This is a genomic window from Ruegeria sp. HKCCA4812, from assembly GCF_013034245.1.
Classification (GTDB): Bacteria; Pseudomonadota; Alphaproteobacteria; order Rhodobacterales; family Rhodobacteraceae; genus Ruegeria.
The window spans coordinates 185,359-204,721 of the sequence record NZ_WQFQ01000005.1; the positions used below are offsets into that span (position 1 = coordinate 185,359).

General features: G+C 60.1%; 22 protein-coding genes. 13 read left to right on the forward strand and 9 right to left on the reverse strand.

Features of this window, described 5'->3' with window-relative positions; all coding sequences use genetic code 11:
• Positions 1 to 70: 70 nt before the first annotated feature.
• Positions 71 to 883, forward strand: a complete 813-nt coding sequence (locus tag GOW04_RS15485; RefSeq protein ID WP_371809354.1) for a protein-disulfide reductase DsbD domain-containing protein — start codon at positions 71 to 73, stop codon at positions 881 to 883.
• 4 nt (positions 884 to 887) lie between these two features.
• Complete coding sequence (locus tag GOW04_RS15490) at positions 888 to 1,337, forward strand: NUDIX hydrolase (RefSeq protein ID WP_171233146.1); 450 nt, start codon at positions 888 to 890, stop codon at positions 1,335 to 1,337.
• Here the strand turns inward: GOW04_RS15490 and GOW04_RS15495 are convergent.
• The 6 genes from GOW04_RS15495 to GOW04_RS15520 form a co-directional block, all read right to left on the reverse strand.
• The gene (locus tag GOW04_RS15495) at positions 1,304 to 4,705 is read right to left on the reverse strand and encodes an efflux RND transporter permease subunit (protein ID WP_171233147.1); all 3,402 of its coding nucleotides are present in this window, start codon (positions 4,703 to 4,705) and stop codon (positions 1,304 to 1,306) included. The genes GOW04_RS15490 and GOW04_RS15495 overlap by 34 nt on opposite strands.
• 5 nt (positions 4,706 to 4,710) lie before the next feature.
• Complete coding sequence (locus GOW04_RS15500; RefSeq protein ID WP_171233148.1) at positions 4,711 to 6,159, reverse strand: efflux RND transporter periplasmic adaptor subunit; 1,449 nt, start codon at positions 6,157 to 6,159, stop codon at positions 4,711 to 4,713.
• Positions 6,160 to 6,265: 106 nt separating this feature from the next.
• Positions 6,266 to 6,808, reverse strand: a complete 543-nt coding sequence (gene moaB, locus GOW04_RS15505; protein ID WP_171233149.1) for a molybdenum cofactor biosynthesis protein B — start codon at positions 6,806 to 6,808, stop codon at positions 6,266 to 6,268.
• Positions 6,809 to 6,814: 6 nt separating this feature from the next.
• Entirely contained in the window at positions 6,815 to 7,435 is a 621-nt protein-coding gene (locus tag GOW04_RS15510) for a LysE family translocator (protein WP_171233150.1), read from the reverse strand.
• A complete protein-coding gene (locus tag GOW04_RS15515; RefSeq protein WP_171233151.1) occupies positions 7,432 to 8,031 on the reverse strand; it encodes a metallophosphoesterase in 600 nt (199 codons plus the stop codon). Before GOW04_RS15515 ends, GOW04_RS15510 begins: the two co-directional genes overlap by 4 nt.
• A complete protein-coding gene (locus GOW04_RS15520) occupies positions 8,028 to 8,795 on the reverse strand; it encodes a uracil-DNA glycosylase family protein (RefSeq protein ID WP_171233152.1) in 768 nt (255 codons plus the stop codon). The genes GOW04_RS15515 and GOW04_RS15520 overlap by 4 nt, the downstream gene beginning before the upstream one ends.
• Positions 8,796 to 8,878: 83 nt before the next feature.
• Between GOW04_RS15520 and GOW04_RS15525 the strand changes: the two genes are divergently transcribed.
• The 10 genes from GOW04_RS15525 (at position 8,879) to GOW04_RS15570 (ending at position 15,425) form a co-directional block, all read left to right on the forward strand.
• Positions 8,879 to 9,493, forward strand: a complete 615-nt coding sequence (locus GOW04_RS15525) for a scavenger receptor class F, member 2 (protein WP_152456772.1) — start codon at positions 8,879 to 8,881, stop codon at positions 9,491 to 9,493.
• A gap of 59 nt (positions 9,494 to 9,552) precedes the next feature.
• Positions 9,553 to 10,488, forward strand: a complete 936-nt coding sequence (locus tag GOW04_RS15530) for an aspartate carbamoyltransferase catalytic subunit (protein WP_171233153.1) — start codon at positions 9,553 to 9,555, stop codon at positions 10,486 to 10,488.
• Positions 10,485 to 11,003 carry a hypothetical protein gene (locus GOW04_RS15535; protein ID WP_171233154.1) on the forward strand — a complete coding sequence of 173 codons (519 nt, stop codon included), beginning with the start codon at positions 10,485 to 10,487 and terminating at the stop codon, positions 11,001 to 11,003. The genes GOW04_RS15530 and GOW04_RS15535 overlap by 4 nt, the downstream gene beginning before the upstream one ends.
• On the forward strand, positions 10,988 to 11,374 hold the full coding sequence (locus tag GOW04_RS15540; RefSeq protein ID WP_171233155.1) for a hypothetical protein: 387 nt from the start codon (positions 10,988 to 10,990) through the stop codon (positions 11,372 to 11,374). Before GOW04_RS15535 ends, GOW04_RS15540 begins: the two co-directional genes overlap by 16 nt.
• Positions 11,371 to 11,823, forward strand: a complete 453-nt coding sequence (locus tag GOW04_RS15545; protein WP_171233156.1) for a hypothetical protein — start codon at positions 11,371 to 11,373, stop codon at positions 11,821 to 11,823. Before GOW04_RS15540 ends, GOW04_RS15545 begins: the two co-directional genes overlap by 4 nt.
• Positions 11,820 to 13,100, forward strand: a complete 1,281-nt coding sequence (gene pyrC, locus GOW04_RS15550; RefSeq protein WP_171233157.1) for a dihydroorotase — start codon at positions 11,820 to 11,822, stop codon at positions 13,098 to 13,100. The genes GOW04_RS15545 and pyrC overlap by 4 nt, the downstream gene beginning before the upstream one ends.
• Complete coding sequence (gene plsY, locus GOW04_RS15555; RefSeq protein ID WP_171206089.1) at positions 13,100 to 13,705, forward strand: glycerol-3-phosphate 1-O-acyltransferase PlsY; 606 nt, start codon at positions 13,100 to 13,102, stop codon at positions 13,703 to 13,705. Before pyrC ends, plsY begins: the two co-directional genes overlap by 1 nt.
• Entirely contained in the window at positions 13,702 to 13,971 is a 270-nt protein-coding gene (locus GOW04_RS15560) for a hypothetical protein (protein WP_171233158.1), read from the forward strand. Before plsY ends, GOW04_RS15560 begins: the two co-directional genes overlap by 4 nt.
• Before the next feature lie 183 nt (positions 13,972 to 14,154).
• Complete coding sequence (locus tag GOW04_RS15565; protein WP_171119757.1) at positions 14,155 to 14,631, forward strand: YHS domain-containing (seleno)protein; 477 nt, start codon at positions 14,155 to 14,157, stop codon at positions 14,629 to 14,631.
• 260 nt (positions 14,632 to 14,891) lie between these two features.
• Positions 14,892 to 15,425: an outer membrane protein gene (locus tag GOW04_RS15570; protein ID WP_171233159.1), complete on the forward strand. Its 534-nt coding sequence runs from the start codon at positions 14,892 to 14,894 to the stop codon at positions 15,423 to 15,425.
• Between the two features lie 49 nt (positions 15,426 to 15,474).
• Here GOW04_RS15570 and GOW04_RS15575 read toward each other — a convergent pair whose 3' ends face one another.
• Positions 15,475 to 16,458 carry a quinone oxidoreductase gene (locus tag GOW04_RS15575; protein WP_171233160.1) on the reverse strand — a complete coding sequence of 328 codons (984 nt, stop codon included), beginning with the start codon at positions 16,456 to 16,458 and terminating at the stop codon, positions 15,475 to 15,477.
• Between the two features lie 192 nt (positions 16,459 to 16,650).
• Here GOW04_RS15575 and GOW04_RS15580 point away from each other — a divergent pair, with 192 nt between their 5' ends.
• On the forward strand, positions 16,651 to 17,508 hold the full coding sequence (locus GOW04_RS15580) for a DUF2189 domain-containing protein (protein WP_171233161.1): 858 nt from the start codon (positions 16,651 to 16,653) through the stop codon (positions 17,506 to 17,508).
• A gap of 30 nt (positions 17,509 to 17,538) precedes the next feature.
• Here the strand turns inward: GOW04_RS15580 and GOW04_RS15585 are convergent, their stop codons facing one another.
• Positions 17,539 to 18,525, reverse strand: coding sequence for an NAD(P)H-quinone oxidoreductase (locus tag GOW04_RS15585; protein WP_171233162.1), 987 nt, complete (start codon positions 18,523 to 18,525; stop codon positions 17,539 to 17,541).
• A 61-nt stretch (positions 18,526 to 18,586) separates the two neighbouring features.
• Positions 18,587 to 19,279: a COQ9 family protein gene (locus GOW04_RS15590; protein WP_171233163.1), complete on the reverse strand. Its 693-nt coding sequence runs from the start codon at positions 19,277 to 19,279 to the stop codon at positions 18,587 to 18,589.
• Between the last annotated feature and the right edge of the window lie 84 nt (positions 19,280 to 19,363).

Below are 19,363 nucleotides of genomic sequence, written 5' to 3' on the forward strand. Positions count from 1 at the left end.
TTCGACAGATTTCAGCGCGGTGACCGGATCGTGACTTGGAATCCGCGCCATCGACGCGCATTTATAGGGTATGAAGATGCCGATCAAACCCACCGCCGTCGCCGCGCTCGCGTGTCTGAGCCTGTCCGTTCCAGTTGCCGCGCAAGACTTGGACAACGTGGTTCGGCTGGATGTTCTGGATGGTGGACGGACGACCAACGGCACCTATATGTCCGCGTTGAAACTGACGCTCAAGGATGGCTGGAAAACCTACTGGCGCGCGCCAGGAGATTCCGGCATCCCTCCCGAGTTCGACTGGAAGCGATCCAGCAATGTCGGCCAGGTGGAAATCATCTGGCCCTCGCCCGAAGTCTTTGACCAGAATGGCCTGCAATCGATTGGCTATGAAAATCAGCTGGTCCTGCCCATCAAGGTCACTCCGCGCAACCCGGCAAAACCGGTCCGTCTGAAAGGCAGGATGGATCTGGGGGTCTGCAAAGACGTTTGCATCCCGGAACGCCTGGATTTCGACCATACGCTGGACGCCGAAGCCGATCGCAACCCGGCGATTGCCGCAGCGATGGCGCAAAGGCCCTATTCCGCGCGCGAAGCCCGTGTCACCAAGACCACCTGCAATCTGACGCCCACGAAAGATGGGATGCGGATCGAGGCACGGATGACGATGCCGTCCGCGGGTGGTCGAGAAGTCGCCGTGATCGAACCCGGCAATCCTTTGCTATGGGCCTCGCAACCCGTATCTCAGAGGCAGGGGGATACATTGGTGGCCGAAGCGGAAATCATTCACACATCAGGTGCACCTTTTGCGCTGGACCGATCCGAGATCCGGATCACCGTTCTGGGATCCGACCACGCGGTGGATATTCTGGGCTGTAGCGCGGGCTGAATGCATGAGCCAATCCCCCAAGATCGGTGCGTTGGCGGTTGTTCTGCATCAGGACAAGGTTCTTCTGGTTCAGCGCAGCAAACAGCCGGACAAAGGGCTGTGGGGGTTCCCCGGCGGCCATGTAGAGTGGGGTGAAACCGTTTTGCAGGCGGCGCAGCGCGAGTTGCGGGAAGAAACCTCGGTGATTGCGGAACCGTCTCATTACCTGAGAAATCTGGATCTGCTGCGTCACGACAAGGCGGGTCAGGTTTTGTCCCATTACCTGTTGGTCGGCGTTGCTTGCCGCTATCTCTCCGGCAAACCACAGGCTGGTGACGACGCGCTGGATGCCCGCTGGTTCGCTATCGAGCAGATACGCCGGGGCGACCTGCCGATGAGCGCGCGGGTCATCGACCTTTTGGAACACGCGATCCGCGCGGATCAGGCATCGGCCGATCTTGTCAGCCGCCCATAAAGCAAACCTGACAGGATCACGCTCAGGACCACGATCAGAATTGCCCCGGCCAGGAATGCACCCAACCCCATTCGCAGCACCGCAATGCCATCTCCACCCGCATAGAGGCCTTGCAGCACGCCAAGCGGTGCGCCTGTAACCGCGGGCCAAATCATCGTCAGGCCGAACCAAACAGCCAATGCGGCCCCGGTTGCCGCCAGCGCCCCGCGAACCACCCGGTCGGGTGCCCGCGCGGCACGGCGCATGGCTGTCATAGGACGCGCCACGTCATTGAGGATCGCCAACAGGGCAGGCACCAGGATCAGAACCAGCAACATCCCGAACCCAAGCCCGTAAACCAGCGTGATCACGGTCGGCTTGAGGAATTGCGCTTGTTGCGAGCCTTCGTAAAGCAACGGTGCAAGTCCAAGAACCGTGGTCAAAGTGGTCAGCATCACGGGACGCAACCTGTCTGCGGTACCTTCGACAATGGACGGAACCAGACCACGGTCTCTTTGATACGCATCTATCGTCGTCACCAGAACGATCGAGTCGTTGATGATGATCCCCGTCATGCCCAGCAACCCGACCACCGTGAACATGCTGAGCGGCACATCCCAGATGTAGTGGCCCCAGATCGCACCAACGAGGCCAAAAGGTATGATTGCCATGACCACCACAGGCCGTGTCCAGCTGGCGAACACCCAGGCCAGAACAAGGTAGATACCTGTCAGGCACAGGATCAAACCGGTGCGGGCTTCGGCAAGGAATTCATTTTCCTGTTCGCTGAGGCCCGACATGCGCCACTCGACTTGCCGTTCGGCAGCGATATTCGGCAGGATTTCTTCCTGCATCGCCCGTTCGATTTCAGCCGCGCGTGCCGGGTCATCCTCGGAAATGTCGCCATAGACCGAAACAACCCTCAGACCGTTTTCGCGCCGAACCGTCGAGAAACCGGATTCACGCTCGACCGAAACGATGTCGGCCAGCGGTACGTAAACCCCATCAGGAGACCGCATGAGCGTACGCTCGAGGAAATCAGCCGTCAGTTCGCCTTCAGGCAGTTCCACACGGATCTCGGCACTGCGTGGCCCGTCCGGGAAAGTCGCCGCTTCGATACCGTTCAGGCGATTGCGCAGGGCGCGACCAAGCGTTTCAATCCGGAAACCCAGCGCCTCTCCCTGTGCAGTCAGGTCCAGGATGAACTCTTCCTTGTCATAAGCCAGGTTGTCTTCCAGCGCCGAGACTTCGGGAAATTTCGACAGCTCGGCCTGCAAGTCTTCGGACGCGGCCTTGAGAACGCTCACGTCAGAGCCGAAAAACTGCACGTCGATGGCGTCGCCACCCGGGCCGGACCGCCACCCCCGGAAGCTGATCACTTCGAGCTTGGGATGGCGCGGCGCGAATTCCTGCAACTCTCCGACGAATTCGAAACTTGAATAAGGGCGCAGATCGGCATCGATAAGCTCGATCGAGATACCCCCCAACAAACTGCCATCCTTGCCATCCGCAGCAGCCAGCTGTCGGCCTGCATTGCCGCCAACCTCGGCCAGGACATAGTCGATCGGATTGCGCCCATGACGCTCTTCGTAGATCTGGCCCAGGTCATTGACCGCCTGTTGCAGAAGGCGCATCATTTCCAGCGTATCTGATCGCGTCGAACCTTCGCGCATGATAAAGCCGCCGGTCACGGAACTTCGCTCTGGTGCATTGAAGAAACGCCAATTGACGTCGCCGCGAATGAACAGTGCAACCTGGCTGGCCAATACCGCGATCATCAGCGCCACGACGACGTAGCGCGCCCATATCACCCAGGCGATCAGGGGACGGAACAGGTGATCCCGAACCCAACGGAAACCACGGTTGACGACCCGGTTGGGCAGATCATACCAGTGTTCCTTGGCCGAATGCGCGATGGCGTGCGCCATGTGATTGGGAAGGATCAAAAAGCATTCGACCAGCGAAGCGATCAAAACGGCGATCACCGTAAAGGGAATGTCGCGGATCAATTCTCCGAAACGTCCGCCCACCAAGGTCAGACCGAAAAACGCGATTACCGTCGTGACAGTCGCAGCCAGCACCGGCATGGCCATCCGCCGCGCCGCACGTTCCGCAGCCACAACAGGCGGCTCACCCAAACGCCGGGCACGGAAATCCGCGTGTTCCCCCACCACGATGGCGTCATCAACCACGATGCCCAGCGTGATGATCAGGCCGAACAGCGAGACCATGTTCAGCGACAAGCCGCCCAGATACATCAATGCGATTGCGGCCGACATCGCCACCGGGATACCCGCCGCAACCCAGAAGGCGATGCGTGCGTTGAGGAACAAGAACAGCAGACAGACGACAAGGCCAAGACCCATCAACCCGTTGTTGACCAAGATGTTCAATCGGTCGGTTATGGCCTGGGCGCGGGTGCGGATCAGCTCAATCTTCACACCTTCGGGCAAGCTGGCCTGCATTTCACGGGCAACATCTTCGACCGTGTGCTGGATGTCTATCGCATCGCCCAGATTTGACCGGTCGACCCGGATGGACATGGCCGGATCGTCGCCGACGAAATAACTGCGATGCCGTGTGACACCTTCGACCCGAATCCTGGCAATATCACCCACCTTCAGCTTCGACCCGTTGGCAAAGGTCCGCAGCGCGATGTCTTCGATCTGCTCCGGGGTCCTCTTTTCGGTTCCGGCCCGGATACGCGCACCTGCGCCCTCAACCTCACCAGCGGGATCGGTGCTGACCTCGGCCGCAATCGCCGACGCGATCTCTTCCATGGTGATGTCATTGGCGATCAATTGCGCCGTGGTGATTTCGACAATGATCTGAGGCGCGGCAATGCCCCTGATTTCGGTTCGCGTAACCCCTGCCGAGAACAAGCGGTTGATGAACTCATCCGTCAGCTTCGCCAGTTGATTGGTGTCTGTGGGGCCACTGATAACGACATCCGTCACCCGATCCCGCCAAGCGCCGCGCCGAATTTCAGGTTCTTCCGAACCTTCGGGCAGATCCGTCACACCGTCTATCGCGGTCCGGACGTCTTCGACCGCGCGGGACATGTCCCAGTTCGGCTCGAACTCCAGTCTGACGCGGGTCCAACTTGGGTGTGAGCTGGCCTCGGTGCTGGTTACCCCTTCAACGGCCAGCAGCGCAGGTTCCAACAACTGCACGATACCTGCATCCATGTCCTCGGGGCCTGCACCTTCCCACGAGACGGTGACATCAACCCGTTCCAGAATGACATCCGGAAAGAACTGCGCCCGCATGTTCGGGATAGCCGCTGCACCCAGAACCAGCATCACCAGCAGCAGCAAATTGGCCACCGTCCGGTGCCGTGTGAAATAGCTGAGAAGGCCACCCGCTGCGCCAGGTATCTCGCGCATCATGACGCTCAGCCCCCGGCCTTGGTTTCAATGCGCCGCACCAGAGATGAAGGGACGCGCGCTTCCCGCAACTGACCGAGAACCTGAGTTTTCTCATCCTGAGGCATGGTTTCGCTGGCCTCGACCCGGGCCACGAGTTCAGCGCGTTTCGCATCTGACAGTTCGACCATACCCGGGTCTGCCCCGGCCTCAAGCCGCAAGGGCCGCACCCGCACGCCAGATCCAAGCAACGGCGTGCGCCCGATCACAACCTCGCGCCCTTCCAACCCGTCGCCCCGCAGCAAAACCTCGTCACCCTGTCTGCGGACAAGCTGCACCGGCAAGCTTTCCAGGCGGTCATCCGCACCCAGCACCAGAACCGTTCCCGATGCGTCCAATGCCGAAGACGGCAAGCGGAACACATTGGCAAGCGGTTGTTCCTGAACCGAGACGGTGACGAAATCTTCGGGCTTGAAACCGGATGCCTCTTGCAGACGCGCATAGATCAGTCGTCCGGTCTGACCCTCGCCCGCAGAGCCGCTGTCGCGGCTGATATGACCAGTCGCGGTTAGATCGGTGCCCGTCACCTCAAGCGAAACCGTGACCGGTGCGTTGATCAGCCTGTCATTCTCGTCCAACAGACGTACATATTGTGCCGTCGACACCCGGAACGCCACTTCAAGAGCGTTTGGATCAACCAGTTCAGCCAGTTTTTCATTCGCCGACACCAACCGCCCTTCCACAAGCGTCACATCGGTCAGCGTACCGCTGAATCCGGCCCGAATGGTCATATCGTCAAGATCGCGTTCGGCTGCCTCCAAGGCGATCACCGCCCGCGCCAACAACGTCGTTGCCTGATCGACGCGGGATTCAGCCTGTGCAAGCGCGATACGGCGCGCCAGCACGGCCTGTTGTGCCGAAGCAGCCGCCAGTTCCGCCTCTTCCACGCTGGCGGCGGCGCCTACCCCTCGGGCCTCCAGATCGCGTTGCCGTTGCAGCGCCCGTTCCCGCAGTTCGGCTTGCGCCTCGGCCGATTTCAATTCGTCCTGCGCCAGCAGCAAAGACCGTTCGGCATCACGTTCTTCGAATTGTGCGTCCAATAGATCGGACTTGGCCCGATCCAGCGCGGATTGGGCATCCGCCGGATCCAGTTCAACCAGAACTTCCCCGGCAGTCACCGTTCCGCCATCCACGAAATCCTCTGCCAGCGCGACAACGCGGCCACCCAGTGCCGCGCGCAATTCCAGCCTGCGCCGGCTCTGGACCTCTCCGAATGCTTCGAGATATGGGATTACGGTTTCCGCTTCGGCCTGACGTACGGCAACCGCAAAGACCCGTTCGCGGGCGGCGGGCGTCTGGTCCTCACGCGTCAGGACGTCCTGAACGGCACCCATGATGATCTGCGCGGCAATAAACAGCAGAGCAAGCGTCAGGAACGCCAGAAAGATACCGACAAGACTCTGCCGTAGAAATCGCATCAAACAGTTACCCCGGTTGCACCAAGCTGCCGTCCACAACATGTAGCCGGATCACGAATTATGCCAAGCCACAAAGCGGTTATACGGAATTGAACGTACGACCAGTCTACTTCCGTCGCAGATGTTCGTCCAATCTGGGCATTATTTCCACAAAATTGCAGGGGCGATGCCGGTAATCGAACTGTTTTTCCAAAATCTCATCCCACGCATCCTTGCAGGCCCCCGGGCTGCCGGGCAATGCAAAAAGGTATGTTCCCCCCGCAACCCCCCCGGTTGCACGGGACTGCACCGCCGAAGTGCCGATTTTCTCCATCGAAATGATGGTGAAGACAGTAGCGAATGCGTCGATCTCTTTTTCGTACACGTCCCGATGCGCCTCGACGGTCACGTCCCGCCCCGTCAGACCCGTTCCACCGGTCGAGATCACGACATCGATCTGTTCATTAGCCACCCATGCCCGCAACTGATCGGCGATCTGGTCGCGCTCATCCCGGATGATCTGGCGATCCGCAACAACATGGCCCGCTTTTTCGATCCGGTCCACCAATGTCTGCCCCGAGCGATCTTCGTCCAACGATCGGGTGTCCGAAACGGTCAGAACGGCAATTCTGACGGGGATGAACTCCTTGGTTTCGTCAATGCGCGACATCTTGCGTCAGGCCCTTTCCATCATGACAAGCCGGATCGCGAGGGCGGAAAAAATACCCCCTGTGACCCAACCAATAATACGCGAGGCGCGCGGGTTGCCGATCAGCACCTTGCCTGCCCCGCCGGCAAAAATTCCGACCAGCCCGTTCACCAAGAACCCGCCAAACGCGATGATCAGCCCAAAGATCAGGAACTGTACCAGAACCGATCCCGCGGTCGGGTCGACGAATTGCGGTATGAACGCCAGCACGAACAGAATGACCTTGGGATTGGTCAGGTTGACCAACATCCCATCCCGAAAGGCCATGCGCGTCGACCGCACAGGCCTATCCCCAGTCGAAGCGCCATGCCGGACCGCACCCCAAGCCAGATACATCAGGTAAGCGGCACCCATCCAGCGGATCACTTCGAAAAGCCAGGGCAGCGCCGACACCGCAGCGCCCAGCCCAAGCCCTGCCAGCAGCACGTGAATCATCGAACCCACGGACACGCCGGCGCTTGCCGATACCGAAGGCCACGCCCCGGATCGCAGCCCTTGGCCAAAGCAGAACATCATATCAGCACCGGGCGTCAGGTTCAGTGCCAGTGCCACTGGAACAAAGACCAGCAAAGTCTGGAATTCGATCACGCATCCACCTCAAACCAACTTGGCATCGGGCCCAGATTGGCCAAATGCGTTCGCCCCAAGGACCCGCGATAGCCCCAGCTTTCATGCACATGACCGAAGAACGCAAATCCCGGCTGAAGGCGTTCCACCGCATCCCGTATGGCAATCGATCCGACCGAAAGGCCTTGCGATGTCTGATCCCCATACCCTTTGGGCGGAGAATGAACGATCAGGACATCAGCCGTTTCACACCGGTCGAGCATCTCGGTCGCCTCACCTTCCGTCAGGTCACAGGACCAGTCTCCGAACGGGGTCGGTGGTACGCCATAGCCAAGACCAAACAAGCGCAAGCCGTCTATGGTCATGCCAGATCCGTGCAGGACATGAACACCGTCCGGGGCCGCATTGCCCAGCTCTTCTACACTTTCCGCGTTTCCCGGGATCAGGACCAGCGGGGCCGAAATGCCGGACAGCATCTGCATCGCCTCGTCCAGCCCCTGACGCGAATTGCAATAATCACCGGCACCGATGACAAGATCAGCCTCGGTGCTGGCGGCAACAAGATCGGCTGCCCGGTTGCGCGCCATGTGCAGATCAGAGAATGCCAGAACCTTCATGTTGCACCTCGCAGCCGCGCTTTCAGTTCCAGCAGATCCGCCCAGGCCTGCCGTTTCATCTGCGGTTGCCGCAGCAGGTAAGCCGGGTGGAACATCGGGATCACCGGCAGATCCATTGCCTGATCCCATTTGCCGCGCAGGCGGGTGATGCCGCGTTTGCCCAGCACCGCCTGACAGCTGATATTGCCCATCACAACCAGAACCTCGGGTCTAGCCAGGGCCACGTGGCGTTCCAGAAACGGCTTCATCATCCCGATCTCTTCGGGTTTGGGGTCGCGGTTCTGCGGGGGCCGCCATGGCAGCACATTGGTGATATAGACGTTCTCGCGACGATCCAGTTCAATTGCCGCCAGCATCCGGTCCAGCAACTGACCCGCTCGGCCGACAAAAGGCTTGCCCTCGCGGTCCTCATCGCGACCCGGCGCCTCGCCAATGATCATCACGCGCGCGCCGGGGGTCCCGTCGGCAAAGACCAACTGCCGCGCACCGCGCTTGAGCTCGCAATGTTCGAACGCGTCCATCGCTGCGCGCAGCTGATCCAGCGATCCTGCGCCCCGTGCTGCGGATCCTGCGATTGCTACCGGGTCCACATCCCTGGGCTTTGCCGGGGCGGCAGCGGGCGTTTCCGGTTTCCTGGGTTTGGCCGAGGTGTCGGGCAACGCGTACCGGTCAACCGGCGCATCACCGATTGCCTCGGTCACGCCCAGTTCGACCTGCCATTCCAGCAGCGCCCGCGCAGAGTAATAGTCCAAGCCCGATTCCATAGGGATAACTTACCCGCCTGAGGGCTGAGGGAAAGCGAATAGGGCTTGATCGGTCGCTCTGTCGCGCCGACCATCGGCATGCGATGCTCAGATTTCTGCGATTCCTCATCATTGGATTAGTGCTGGTTGTCACCGATGATCCGGCATGGGCCACATTTCATGACAAACACGGGCAATGCCGTGCGGGTCAGTTCAAATGCGGCAGCACATGTTGTTCAGGCGGGCAAAGATGCAGTTTTGATGGCCATTGCATTCCACTGGGCGGCACCTATTGCGGCGGCGGGCGCAGTTGCGGTCCGTTCGAACGCTGCGTCGCTGGTGGACTCAGATGTGCGCCCGCAGGCCTGAACAAATGCGCATCGCGGCTGGATTGTCCGGGCGACAGTTTTTGCAATGGCCGTGGCGAGTGTGAACGAAGCGCACCCGAACTGGATACGACGCCACCGACCACATGCGCTGATGGCAGAACCTGCGCGCGCGGTTCGGCCTGCCTGCCCGGCGGGGGCTGCTCGCGTCCGGGGTGGTTCCTGTGCGAGGAAACCGGATCACAATGCCGCCCCGGTTTCAAATGCTCGGCGCATCAAGGCTGCGTACCGATCAAGGCCATCGACTGTGGTTATGGCAAGTGGTGCAAGCCGGGCGAGCAATGCCTGCCCGAAGGCGGCTGCGAAAAACTGCCTGAGGGTACGGAACCTTAGGTTGCCTTGCGCCGCCCGGCTTCCTATAAGCGGCGCGATTGTCAGACAGGAGCCCGCCCATGCGTTTCGCCCATCGTCACCTTCTTGGCATCGAGCATCTGTCGCAATCCGATATCACCGACATTCTGGATCTGGCCGAGACCTATGTCGACATGAACCGCCAGTCAACCAAGCATTCGGACGTTCTGTCAGGGCTGACCCAGATCAACATGTTCTTCGAAAACTCGACCCGCACGCAGGCCAGTTTCGAACTGGCGGGCAAGCGTCTGGGTGCGGATGTGATGAACATGGCGATGCAGGCCAGTTCGATCAAGAAAGGTGAAACCCTGATCGACACCGCGATGACGCTGAACGCGATGCACCCGGATCTTCTGGTGGTGCGGCACCCGCATTCCGGCGCAGTCGATCTGCTGGCGCAAAAGGTCAATTGCGCCGTTCTGAACGCCGGTGACGGCAAACATGAACACCCCACGCAAGCCCTGCTGGACGCCCTGACCATCCGTCGCGCCAAGGGCCGCCTGCACCGGCTGAACATTGCCATTTGCGGCGATGTCGCCCATTCCCGCGTCGCGCGATCGAACCTGATCCTGCTGGGCAAGATGGAAAACCGCATCCGCCTGATTGGCCCGCCGACGCTGGTGCCCAGCCAGTTCGCCGAGTTCGGGGCCGAAATCTATGACGACATGAACGAGGGCCTCAAGGACGTTGACGTCGTCATGATGCTGCGCCTTCAGAAAGAGCGGATGGATGGCGGGTTCATACCCTCAGAACGCGAATATTACCACCGCTACGGGCTGGACGCCGCAAAGCTGGCGCAGGCCAAGCCGGACGCGATCGTGATGCATCCCGGCCCGATGAACCGCGGGGTCGAGATCGACGGCACATTGGCGGACGACATCAACCGATCCGTCATTCAGGAACAGGTGGAAATGGGTGTCGCCGTCCGCATGGCCGCGATGGATTTGCTGGCCCGCAACCTGCGCGAGGCCGCATGAGCGATCTGACCGTCGCCCCCCACGAACGCGGCGTTTTGCGCCTGTTCACGCTGGACATGCGCCCGGAAGAGGCGAAGTTCCTGCGCGAACCGGGTGCCGCCGATCAGGTGCTTGGGGTCGACGGGCTGGATTCCAGCCATATCGATATTTTCCCGGTATCCGACCTCGAGGACCTCGGCCTGTACGGCTATCTGACCGAGGGCTGCGGCGTGCCCGCTGACCAGTTGGACCGGGATGCTCTGGCCACTATCGACGGTTGGGTCATGGTCCTTCGCAGCGCGGCTTTCAACGGACACCCGGCGACGCTGAACCCTGATCCGCGCCTGCGCCTGATCGGCCTGTTCACGGAAGAGGCCACGAACTGGACCGGGGGGACCATTGAAACCGAAAGCGCCAAGCCCTTTTCCGCCCCGCAAACCGTCACAGCGGGTGACACCCCCCGCCGCGTCGGATCTGCCATTCTGGCACTGGTCGCGCTTGTGGTCATCGGAGGCATCTTATGGCTGATCCTGTGATCTTCGCCCCGGACAAAGGGGCCTATATCCGCACAAATGCATGGCTGGCTGCTGTGGCCATGGCCGGTGCAATGGCCGTGCTGTGGCTGATCGGCAATCCTTACGTCTGGACCGGAGCCCCAGCTGGCCTGGCCGCCATCGGCGTACGCGCGTGGTATCTGGCCTCGGAAGAACTGGTCTCGAATTGGCAATTGTCAGACACCGCGCTGACCGGTCCCGGCGGACGCAGCGTGCCGCTGAACCAGATCACCGCCGTGAATATCATGGGCAGCTTCGTCCAGGTTGTCACCAAAACCGGCGACAAGCATCTGATCAAATACCAGTCAGACCCGGCCGCCACCAAAGCCGCGATTGAAAGGGCGATGGGATGAGCGACGAATGGTGGCGCGAGAAGATACCAGAGGGCGAGCAGGTTCTATGGTTCGGGCGGCCGCATAACGGCTTCTTTCCGCCTCATCTGGGTTGGTCCTACAGGATTCTGATCGGCTCTGTCGTTCTGGTGTGGTTCGCCAGCCCGTGGATTGTCGACTCGGTGCGGGATTTCTGGAAGCTGATCAGTTGCACGGGCGTGCTGGCATTCGTGATGTGGGCGGACCGCTTTGTTCGCTCGCAACGCGTTTATGTTGTGACGCCGCAGAACGCGTGGCAAGTCAACAAAGAACTAAAAACCAAGAAACTTGAAATCAACCGGTTCCTGAATTTCCGCACTGTGCCCTCAGCGGTGGTTTTTAACCGCCACCCCTTTTTCAGATTCGACCATCTGCCCGACCCGGATGCCGCGTTGGCCGCGCTGACCCAAGCCCGAGAGACCCATACATGACCGCCCTGATCTTCACCAATGCCCGCCTGATCGACCCAGAAACCGGCACGGACAGTCCCGGCTGGCTGCACATTGCCGACGGCCTCATTCACGGCAAGGGCAACGGCGACGCGCCCGTTGCTGACGCCAGGGTCATCGACTGCGGCGGCAAGTGCCTCGCCCCCGGCATCGTCGATATCGGCGTCAAGGTGTGTGAGCCGGGCGAACGGCACAAGGAAAGCTACAAATCCGCAGGCCTCGCTGCCGCAGCCGGTGGTGTCACCACCATTGTCACCCGCCCGGATACACTGCCCGCGGTCGATACGCCGGAAACGCTGGAATTCGCGACCCGGCGCGCACAGGCGGATGCGCCGGTCAACGTGCTGCCGATGGCCGCGCTGACCAAGGGGCGCGAAGGGCGTGAGATGACGGAAATCGGATTCTTGCAGGACGCAGGCGCCGTGGCCTTTACCGATTGCGATCACGTCATCACCAATACCAAGGTGTTTTCCCGCGCACTGACCTATGCAAAATCCTGCGGTGCGCTGGTGATTGCCCACCCGCAAGATCCGGGCCTGAGCCATGGCGCCGCGGCCACCAGCGGCAAATTCGCCGCCCTGCGCGGATTGCCTGCGGTCTCGCCCATGGCCGAGCGCATGGGGCTGGACCGTGACATCGCGCTGTTGGAAATGACGGGCGCGGCCTATCACGCCGACCAAATCACCACCGCCCGCGCCCTGCCCGCGCTGGAACGGGCCAAGCGCAACGGGCTGGACATCACTGCCGGCACCTCGATCCATCACCTGACGCTGAACGAACTGGACGTGGCCGACTATCGTACCTTCTTCAAGGTCAAGCCTCCGCTGCGGTCCGAGGATGACCGGCAGGCGGTGATCGAGGCGGTGCGCACCGGCCTGATCGACACGATCAGTTCGATGCACACGCCGCAGGACGAAGAAAGCAAACGCCTGCCGTTTGAAGAGGCCGCCTCGGGCGCGGTGGCGCTGGAAACGCTCTTGCCGGCGGCATTGCGCCTGTATCATGCCGACCAGTTGGACCTGCCGACCCTGTTCCGGGTGATGGCATTGAACCCGGCCAAACGGCTTGGTCTGGAAAGCGGCCGATTGTCGGAAGGCGCCCCGGCGGATCTGCTTCTGTTCGACCCGGATGTGCCTTTTGTGCTTGATCGCTTTGCCTTAAAATCCAAATCTCAGAACACGCCATTTGACGGCCAGCGGATGCAAGGTAAGGTCATTTCGACCTATGTTGCAGGTAAAGAAGTGTTCCGGAGTTCCTAATGCCCCCGATCGACAACTCGACCAGCGAACTGCTCCAGTGGGCGGTGGTTGGATATCTCTTGGGCTCCATTCCCTTCGGCCTGCTGCTTGCAAAGGTCATGGGGCTGGGAAATCTGCGCGAAATCGGATCCGGAAATATCGGCGCAACCAATGTCCTGCGCACCGGCAACAAAGCCGCCGCGGCGCTGACCTTGCTGTTCGACGCGGCCAAGGGCGCGGCGGCGGTTCTGATTGCCCGTGCTTATGCCGGAGAAGACGCCGCGCAGATCGCAGCCCTTTTTGCCTTTCTGGGTCATTGCTTTCCCATCTGGCTGGGTTTCAAGGGCGGAAAAGGCGTGGCCACCTTTCTGGGCCTCTGGCTGGCGCTGGACTGGCGCGTCGGAGTTGCGTGCTGTCTCAGCTGGCTGGTGGCGGCGGCGATCTGGCGGATATCCTCGGTCGGCGCACTGGCCGCGGCCGCGCTTTCAACGACCTGGGTGCTGGTTCTGACAAACGGACAATCCTTTATCCTTGGGATTATCCTGACCCTTCTGATCTATTGGCGTCACAGCACCAACGTCGCACGGATCAAGGCCGGGACTGAACCGAAAATCGGAAAATCGTGACACCGCCGGACGCTTTCGTTTCCGCGTTTTTCGCACTGCCCGAGGGCAGGTTTGCCGGTACATCGGGGAATCGGCGCTATGTCGTCGTGCGCCAACAGATGGCAAAGGGGAAATCCCACAAGCTGGTTGCACGCGAACTGGGCGGCACCGACTATATCAGCATGAATCTGTATCAGACACGCATCAGCGGCGCGCTGCTGAGGCCTTGTGAAATGGCGGCCAGCAAAGTCATCGCGTTTGTTCTGGATTTTGAACCGGACGCGTAATGTCAGGCCTGCATTTTTGAACAGACGTTCCTCTCTGACGCACAATCACGATTCATTGTTTTGAACGTGATCCGCCTGCTTCCCAGATCGCTGTCGTGACGGTCAATTACGGGCCACACAGGACAACAATCCGGGGCCTTCGATCCGCACACAGACGAGGCTCCTTTCACGAAAGGTGGAACAATGAACAAGTTTAAATCTCTGATCGGTGGCGTCGCTCTGTCCGTTGCACTGGCAACATCCGCACTGGCCGCTGGAGTGGACATCAACGCAAGCTCGACCGGTCTGGCCATGCAGGGTTATGACCCGGTTGCCTATTTCACCGTCGGTGAAGCGACCAAGGGCGACTATCGCATCACCGCGCTGCACGACGATGCGCTGTACCGTTTCTCGTCCGAGGAAAACAAAGCCGCCTTTGAAGCCAACCCGGAAGCTTACCTGCCTGCCTATGGCGGCTATTGCGCCTTTGGTACAGCCATGGGCTTCAAGTTCGACGGTGACCCGAACCACTGGAAAATCGTCGACAACAAACTGTACCTGAACTTGTCGGAAGACATCCAGGAACGCTGGGAAGGCGACATCCCGGGCTTTATCGAAAGCGCAAGTGCAAACTGGGAAAACATCGCGGACAAGACCCCTGCTGAATTGCAAAAGCAATAATCCGCCTAAATCTTCAGATGTGTCGGCGGCGGAATGTTCCGCTGCCGCATATCGTTTGAAGACCTCTCATCTCTACCTATCTCATCAGTATCAGAAGTGCCCGATTTCAAAGGCCCCCGGCGTGTCTTGTCACGTTTCAGAGGCAAAATTCGGGCAGGGGTTCGTAGGTATCACTGATCCGATGACGTCCGCGGATCGTAACTGTCTGCATAAGTGAACCGAATTTCACTGGAGCAGAGTGACAATCGAAAGGAAATGAGATGACTTTGAAATTGGCTCTCATCACTACTGTCGCAACCGTGGTCGCGGGATCGGCAATGGCACAATCCTCGGGCAACTGGACCGGGTTTTATGGCGGTCTGCAACTGGGTTATGCCGATGTAGACACCAGCCTGTCCGGTGTCGATGGCGATGGCGTGATCGGTGGTATCATCCTGGGCTACGACTATGATCTGGGCGACTGGGTCGTTGGCGGCGGATTTGACTATGACTGGACTGACGTGGGCCTGTCCGGCGCGGCAACTGTTGAAGATGTCTGGCGGTTGAAAGCGCGCGCCGGCTACAAGGTAAACCCGCAAGGTTTGCTGTATGGCACGGCAGGCTACGCCGAAGCGGACACCGACACCCTGGGCAGTGATGACGGGTGGTTCATCGGCGCAGGCTATGAACAGATCGTGGCCCCAAATGTCAGCATTGGCGGAGAGCTGCTGTACCACGAATTCAATAACTTCAACGGAAGCAATGTGGATGTCGACGCAACCACATTGCAGGTTCGTGTCTCTTACCGCTTCTGAACGGCACTCAGGATCAAGTTTGACCCGGCCTGACAGGCCGGGTTTCGCGTCAAAGGTCCAGAATCGTACTGCCGGTCGTCTGCCGCGCTTCCAACGCGCGATGTGCGTCGGCCACCTGATCCAGCGCAAAGCGCTGATCGATGTGGATCTTGACCTCTCTGCCCTCGACCTTGCCGAACAAGCGGCGCGCCATTGCCTGACAGACGGAGTGGTCCGCAATATGGGTGAACAAAGTGGGGCGGGTAATCTTGAGCGATCCTTTCTGGCCCAGAACAGCGATATCGAATGGCGGCACCGGCCCTGAGGCGTTGCCGAAGGAAATCATCATTCCCAAGGGTTTCAGGCAGTTCAACGATCCTTCGAACGTGTCCGCCCCCACGGAATCCATGACCACATCCACACCCTTGCCTTTGGTGATCTCGGCCACCCGTTCGGCGAAATTCTCAGAGCGGTAGTTGATGCAATGCGCGGCCCCGTTGAACCGGGCGAGGCTGCATTTCTCGTCGGTTCCCGCCGTGCCAATCAGAGTGATCCCTTCTGACTTCGCCCATTGGCAGGCGATCAGTCCGACCCCACCCGCCGCTGCGTGGAACAGCACCGTATCCCCGCGTTTCAGCGGAGTGGTTCGGTGAAACAGGTATTCAACCGTCAAACCCTTCAACATCATTGCCGCAGCAGCTTCGAAAGAGATGCCATCCGGCAAAGGGCACACCTGTGCCGCAGGCATCACGCGGGCCTCGCAATACGCGCCGGGTGGGGCTGCGGCATACGCGGCCCGTTGACCGGGTTTCAGGTGCGTTACCCCTTCTCCGACGGCCTCGACGACACCCGCCGCTTCCATCCCCAAAGCATGGGGGAGCTCCAGGGGGTACAATCCAGTGCGTTGATAAACATCGATAAAGTTTAGACCGCAGGCATGATGACGGATACGTATTTCACCCGGTCCGGGGTCGCCCAATGGCCTGTCTTCGATCCGCAGAACCTCGGGCCCGCCGAATTCGTGCAATACCACCGTTTTCGCTATTGTCTGCATCCTGACCTCCTCTTGCCTGACATCAAGCTAACATGACTGCGATGCGGGGCAATCGTCAGAAATCAGAGTGTTGATCAGGATTCCGCCAAACTGTGCTATACTGCGATCAGGCGTTGTCGGCTGGTCCGGCCACGGACAACTTAATGCCGGATCCATTCCGCGGCGCAAATCTCGCCAGGAAAGGGGATGAAAATGGCTAAAACAATCGGAAATCCGATCAGTTGGGCGGCCCAGAATCTGGGGGCGGCCAGTGATCATGTCTCGGATAGCGTTTCAAAACTCGGAAGCGCAGATACCAAGCATTTGCCGATGGTGCAGACATTGACGATGCAAGATCTGCGCGCCTGTCTGAAGGCGGGGTATCACGACTTTGTCGAAACACGGGCGGATGCCATATTCATTGTGCTGATATACCCGATTGCGGGGCTTTTGATGTTCGGCTTTGCCCTGAACGTCAACATGGTGCCCCTTCTGGCGCCTCTGATCGCCGGTTTTGCCTTGATCGGTCCAGTCGCAGCTGTGGGGCTGTATGAGATCAGCCGCAAACGAGAACAAGGCAGCACGGTGCATTGGTTGGATGCGTTCGGTGTATTCCGCTCTCCGGCTTTCGGCGCAATTCTGGTTTTGGGCTTCTATCTGGTGATGCTTCTGCTGATCTGGCTGATGGTGGCGCAGAGCATTTACACGCATACAATGGGGCCAGAAGCCCCCGCGTCACTTGGCACTTTTGCCAAGCAGGCCGTCACTACGGTTGCAGGCTGGACCATGATAGTTGTCGGACTCGCCGTTGGGTTCGTGTTCGCTCTTTGCGCTCTGGCGATCAGCGTCGTCAGCTTTCCGTTGCTTCTGGACCGGCAAGTCGGATTGCCGGTGGCGGTCGTGACGTCGTTTCGCGTGTTGCGTCACAACCCCGGCGTCATCTTGACCTGGGGGTTCATCGTGGCGGCCCTTCTGTTTCTGGGTGCCCTGCCGATGCTATTGGGCCTGATCATAGTGATGCCGGTTCTGGGCCATGCCACATGGCACCTGTACCGCCGCGCGGTTGCGTGAACGCGCGGGTCTGCCCCGCGCGCGCAGAGTTCAGCCCGCCACGTTCAGGACGATCTTGCCAATATGGCCCGAGCTTTCCATGCGTGCATGGGCGGCCGCAGCCTCGGCCAGATCAAATTCGCTGTCCATGACAGGCGCAACCTTGCCTGCCTCAAGCAGAGGCCAGACAGCTTCGCGCAGGTCCTGCGCAATCCGGGCCTTGGCCAGATCGCTTTGCGGGCGCAGGGTGCTGCCGGTCAGGGTCAGGCGTTTGACCATCATGAGGGCAAAGTTCAGCTCGACCACCGGGCCTTGCAGGAAGGCGATCTGGACCAGCCGCCCATCCTCGGCCAAAGCTTTGACGTTGCGCGGGATATAGTCGCCTCCGACCATGTCGAGGATCAGGTTTGCCCCGCCTTCGGCCCGTGTGACGGCCACAAAATCCTCATCGCGGTAGTTGATCGCCCTTTCCGCACCCAGCTTGACGCAAGCCTGACATTTTTCATCCGACCCTGCGGTGGCAAAAACGCGGGCGCCAAAGGCATTGGCCAACTGGATGGCCGTCGTGCCAATCCCGCTCGAGCCGCCATGGACCAGAAATCGTTCACCGGCCTTCAGCCCGCCCCGCGTAAACACGTTGGACCACACGGTGAAAAAGGTCTCGGGCAGGCAGGCCGCCTCTTTCATTCCCATGCCGGCAGGAACCGGCAGGCAATGGGCCGCAGGAGTGGCGACATATTCGGCATAGCCGCCGCCCGGCAGCAACGCGCAGACCTGATCCCCGACGGACAGTCCTTCGACCCCGGCCCCGACCGAGATCACTTCGCCCGAAGCCTCAAGCCCCGGCAGGTCGCTGGCACCGGGCGGCGGATCGTAAGCGCCCGCGCGCTGCAACGCATCCGGGCGGTTCACCCCGGCATAGGCCACTTTCAGAACGACCTGCCCCGCACCCGGTTCGGGAATCGGACGCTCGGTCAGTTGCAAAACATCGGGACCACCCGGTTCGGTGATCTCAACAGCGCGCATCATCTGGGTCATAGGCTCCTCCTTTGCCCAATGCCTAACAGGCATATGGGTCAAGGCCCAGCACCAAGATGAGCTACTTTCGGGGGGTCAGGATACCTGGAAGATCGGCCCGCATTTTCATGGGCGCTTTCACCTGTCCGGCCAGCCAGTTTGGAACCGCCAGAAACGGTTTCAACACCGGATTGTCGCGCACCTGCGCCTTGAGCTTTTCAAACTCCATAACATTGTCAATCCGGCGGTCCAAGAATTCCCATGTGCGCTGATGATCGGGGCTGTCATCGCCCAGCCAGAACAGCAGGGTCGATGAATAGACACCCGACAAAGTGGCCCGTTTCGTGTACCAGTTCACATCATCCGAGCTGTCGCCCAGCGCATCCCAGATCAGATCGCAGGTCTGCCAAACCGCCTTGGCACCGTCGGCCGCATGGGTTGGCAGGGAAAACAGCGTCATGCCCCGGCGCACCAGTTCTTTGTCCTCGACGGCCTGCAACCGGAACCGAACCGCAGCTGCAATCCTGTCGCGGAATTTCAGTTCGCTCAGGTCCTCGGACCTGATGCGGTCCAGCATCGCCTGATCCCCGCGCGCGTGGTAGGCCAGCGCCAGATCCACCGCGCCGCGCGGACAAATCGCGCGCGCCAGACCGTCATCCAGACCACAGTCGGAAATGGAGGCGCGGAAACTGGATTCCGACCACCCATCGAAGGGAACATGGATCAGCATCGCATCCAAAAGCTGCTGTTTTGCATCTTCATATGTGGTCGTCATGGCGGTTCTCCGGTTGTCGGGCCCAGTACTAGACAAGTTAGAGCGGCTTTGCTATACGGCCAACTCCTGCAATTTCCTTGCAAC

What these genes read in the sequence shown, in the direction of transcription:
- GOW04_RS15485 (WP_371809354.1), top strand. Translation starts at nt 71, where the DNA reads ATGAAGATGCCGATCAAACCCACCGCCGTCGCCGCGCTCGCGTGTCTG.
- GOW04_RS15490 (WP_171233146.1), top strand. Translation starts at nt 888, where the DNA reads ATGAGCCAATCCCCCAAGATCGGTGCGTTGGCGGTTGTTCTGCATCAG.
- GOW04_RS15495 (WP_171233147.1), bottom strand. Translation starts at nt 4,705, where the DNA reads ATGATGCGCGAGATACCTGGCGCAGCGGGTGGCCTTCTCAGCTATTTC.
- GOW04_RS15500 (WP_171233148.1), bottom strand. Translation starts at nt 6,159, where the DNA reads ATGCGATTTCTACGGCAGAGTCTTGTCGGTATCTTTCTGGCGTTCCTG.
- moaB (WP_171233149.1), bottom strand. Translation starts at nt 6,808, where the DNA reads ATGTCGCGCATTGACGAAACCAAGGAGTTCATCCCCGTCAGAATTGCC.
- GOW04_RS15515 (WP_171233151.1), bottom strand. Translation starts at nt 8,031, where the DNA reads ATGAAGGTTCTGGCATTCTCTGATCTGCACATGGCGCGCAACCGGGCA.
- GOW04_RS15520 (WP_171233152.1), bottom strand. Translation starts at nt 8,795, where the DNA reads ATGGAATCGGGCTTGGACTATTACTCTGCGCGGGCGCTGCTGGAATGG.
- GOW04_RS15525 (WP_152456772.1), top strand. Translation starts at nt 8,879, where the DNA reads ATGCTCAGATTTCTGCGATTCCTCATCATTGGATTAGTGCTGGTTGTC.
- GOW04_RS15530 (WP_171233153.1), top strand. Translation starts at nt 9,553, where the DNA reads ATGCGTTTCGCCCATCGTCACCTTCTTGGCATCGAGCATCTGTCGCAA.
- GOW04_RS15535 (WP_171233154.1), top strand. Translation starts at nt 10,485, where the DNA reads ATGAGCGATCTGACCGTCGCCCCCCACGAACGCGGCGTTTTGCGCCTG.
- GOW04_RS15540 (WP_171233155.1), top strand. Translation starts at nt 10,988, where the DNA reads ATGGCTGATCCTGTGATCTTCGCCCCGGACAAAGGGGCCTATATCCGC.
- GOW04_RS15545 (WP_171233156.1), top strand. Translation starts at nt 11,371, where the DNA reads ATGAGCGACGAATGGTGGCGCGAGAAGATACCAGAGGGCGAGCAGGTT.
- pyrC (WP_171233157.1), top strand. Translation starts at nt 11,820, where the DNA reads ATGACCGCCCTGATCTTCACCAATGCCCGCCTGATCGACCCAGAAACC.
- plsY (WP_171206089.1), top strand. Translation starts at nt 13,100, where the DNA reads ATGCCCCCGATCGACAACTCGACCAGCGAACTGCTCCAGTGGGCGGTG.
- GOW04_RS15565 (WP_171119757.1), top strand. Translation starts at nt 14,155, where the DNA reads ATGAACAAGTTTAAATCTCTGATCGGTGGCGTCGCTCTGTCCGTTGCA.
- GOW04_RS15570 (WP_171233159.1), top strand. Translation starts at nt 14,892, where the DNA reads ATGACTTTGAAATTGGCTCTCATCACTACTGTCGCAACCGTGGTCGCG.
- GOW04_RS15575 (WP_171233160.1), bottom strand. Translation starts at nt 16,458, where the DNA reads ATGCAGACAATAGCGAAAACGGTGGTATTGCACGAATTCGGCGGGCCC.
- GOW04_RS15580 (WP_171233161.1), top strand. Translation starts at nt 16,651, where the DNA reads ATGGCTAAAACAATCGGAAATCCGATCAGTTGGGCGGCCCAGAATCTG.
- GOW04_RS15585 (WP_171233162.1), bottom strand. Translation starts at nt 18,525, where the DNA reads ATGACCCAGATGATGCGCGCTGTTGAGATCACCGAACCGGGTGGTCCC.
- GOW04_RS15590 (WP_171233163.1), bottom strand. Translation starts at nt 19,279, where the DNA reads ATGACGACCACATATGAAGATGCAAAACAGCAGCTTTTGGATGCGATG.